The organism is Microbacterium sp. (assembly GCF_031178525.1).
In the GTDB taxonomy this organism is placed as follows: Bacteria; Actinomycetota; Actinomycetes; order Actinomycetales; family Microbacteriaceae; genus Microbacterium.
The window spans coordinates 1-2,241 of the sequence record NZ_JAPSJA010000353.1 but is presented as its reverse complement, the minus strand read 5'-3'; the positions used below and the strand labels follow the sequence as shown (position 1 = coordinate 2,241).

The window sequence follows — 2,241 nt, the reverse complement described above, 5'->3', positions numbered from 1 at the left end:
GCAGAACACCCCGCCGGCCTATGTCGCCGCCCTGCTGTGTGCGCATATCCACCGTGGATTCCGGCGCGACGACGAGGAAGGGGATCCCGGCGTGCTTCGCGGCGAGTGCGAGGGAGAACGAGCCGATCTTGTTGGCGGTGTCGCCGTTGGCGGCGATCCTATCCGCGCCGATCACCACGACGTCGGCGATTCCACGCGAGAGCATGAACGGACCGGCGGAGTCGACTATGAGGCGGAAGGGGGCGCCCATCTGCGTCAGCTCCCACGCGGTGAGCCGGGCTCCCTGCAGAAGCGGGCGTGTCTCGAGCGGGTAGGCCTCCTCGAGGCGGCCGCGTTCGAAGATTGTCTGAACGACGCCGAGCGCGGTGCCCCGCTCGACGGCCGCGAGCCCTCCCGTGTTGCAAATGGTGACGACGCGCAGCTTCTCCTTGCCAGGAACGAGCTCATCGATGAGATCGGCGCCGTAGAGGCCCATTGAGGTGCAGGCGGCGATGTCCTCGTCGCGGATACGCAGCGCTTCCTCGAGCACGGCCTCGCTTCCGCCCCCGAGCGCGTCGAGAGCGCGGTCCACGCCCCAGGAGAGATTCACCGCGGTGGGCCGCGCCCCGCGCAGCCGGTGGGCGTCCTCGCGGAGGCGGGTCTCGTCGCGCTCCCCCTGCGCGATGAGCGCCACGCCCAATGCACCGGCGACCCCGAGCGCCGGCGCGCCGCGCACGGCGAGCCGCTGGATGGCGTCGATCAACTCAGCGACGTCGGTGATGCGCAGCACGACCACATTCTGCGGCAGGAGGGTCTGATCGATGAGCTCGATCGCGCCGTCCACCCAGTCGATTGTCCTCAACGTGAACTCTCCTTCGAGACGTCAAACAACTCAGCCTCGGTGGAGACTATGTGGATCCACGCCAGCGTGTCAAGACTCTGGGCACGAATCCGCCAGTTCCGCGGCGCCCCGGCCCATCGCTGACAAGACGCTCGGGGAGGCGTCTTGCCTTTGTTGTTATACAACCAATCTTTCCAAGAGACGTCAGTGGTCCTATGCTGCACAGCATGACTCCCGAAATGTGGTGGACGACATTCGGCTGGCTCGGCAGCGCTCTCGTCGTCTTCTCGCTCGTGCAGACGAACATCGTCGGGCTGCGCATCTTCAACCTCATCGGTTGCGTACTGGCCGTCATATACAACACGCCCCTGGCCATCTGGCCCAGCGTCGGACTCAACGGCGCGATCGTGATCATTAACGCGGTGCACCTTGTCAAACTGCGGCGTCAGCGGGTTCTCGCAGAGTCAGAGAGGGCACCACGGGTGTCAACGAGTACACAGGGTTCCCGCATCAGCCCGTGTACAGATCGCGGCGTCCTGACCGTCGAGGCCGCGCCTAGCGATGTTCTCGTCGGCTCACTGCTCGCGCAGCGCCGCGACGAGGTCGAGCGCCGAGGCGGTGCGCCGCTGTATTGCCTCCTCGCAGAAGCCACTGCAGTGCGTTTCGCCTTCGATGGAGATATCCTCCAGGAGTGCACGCTGCTGCTGCCCGCTGGGGAGCGCTCCGTCTACGGAGCGAGCAGGTTGAAGACGCGCTAAGGCGCTCTCGAGGTCTCGACACCTAGCTACCCCGGGCCCGACCGGACCGCCCTCTCTGCTACACGAAGAACGCTTCCTGGATCGCGCCGTGGCGCGAATTCGCCGGACGCGGCCCCGACCCGTCAACGGACACCGAGGAGCCAGCATGAACACCCTCGACACGACGACCACTGCAAAGCCGGTGTGCGTCGTCGACGGTGTCGGCCACCGGTACGGGAAGCGGCCCGCGCTCAACGACATGTCATTCGACCTCGAACCCGGCCACGTCATCGGCCTGGTCGGAGCGAACGGGAGCGGCAAGTCCACCCTCCTGCGCATCCTCGCCGGAGTACAGCGCCCCACGACCGGAATGATCCACCAGTTCGACATCGACCGCGGCATCCTGAACCGTCCCAGGTTTGATGCCGGATCCTTTTGAGTTGATTGGATGTCATCATGCCGAAGAAGATCGATCCTGCGCTGCGTGAGCGCGCTGTCCGGCTTGTGCGCGAGCACCGGGCCGAGTACCCCTCGACCGCGAGGGCCATCGCCGCCGTCGCCCGCCAGGAAGGCATCGGTGCGGAATCGCTGCGCCGGTGGGTCGTGCAAGCCGATATCGACGCCGGCGACCGTGACGGGCAGACCAGCGAGGAGCACGCGGAGATCCGCCGGCTGAAGGCCGAG

The 2,241-nt window shown here is 66.3% G+C and carries 4 protein-coding genes; 3 read left to right on the top strand and 1 reads right to left on the bottom strand.

All coding sequences use genetic code 11. From position 1 onward, the window contains the following. Positions 1-823: S-methyl-5-thioribose-1-phosphate isomerase (gene mtnA, locus RIF89_RS14285; RefSeq protein ID WP_309069741.1), on the bottom strand; the 823-nt coding region annotated here is incomplete at its 3' end. 224 nt (positions 824-1,047) lie between these two features. On the opposite strand from mtnA, the gene RIF89_RS14280 reads away from it, so the two are divergent. From RIF89_RS14280 to RIF89_RS14270, 3 genes are all read left to right on the top strand, one after another. Then, a complete protein-coding gene (locus RIF89_RS14280) occupies positions 1,048-1,578 on the top strand; it encodes a hypothetical protein (RefSeq protein WP_309069740.1) in 531 nt (176 codons plus the stop codon). Positions 1,579-1,723: 145 nt separating this feature from the next. After that, positions 1,724-1,996, top strand: coding sequence for an ATP-binding cassette domain-containing protein (locus RIF89_RS14275; protein ID WP_309069739.1), 273 nt, complete (start codon positions 1,724-1,726; stop codon positions 1,994-1,996). A gap of 17 nt (positions 1,997-2,013) precedes the next feature. Beyond that, the coding region (locus tag RIF89_RS14270) for a transposase (RefSeq protein ID WP_309069738.1) at positions 2,014-2,241 on the top strand (228 nt) is incomplete at its 3' end.

Coding starts and splice junctions, on each gene's coding strand:
- RIF89_RS14280 (WP_309069740.1), top strand. CDS start 1,048: ATGACTCCCGAAATGTGGTGGACGACATTCGGCTGGCTCGGCAGCGCT.
- RIF89_RS14275 (WP_309069739.1), top strand. CDS start 1,724: ATGAACACCCTCGACACGACGACCACTGCAAAGCCGGTGTGCGTCGTC.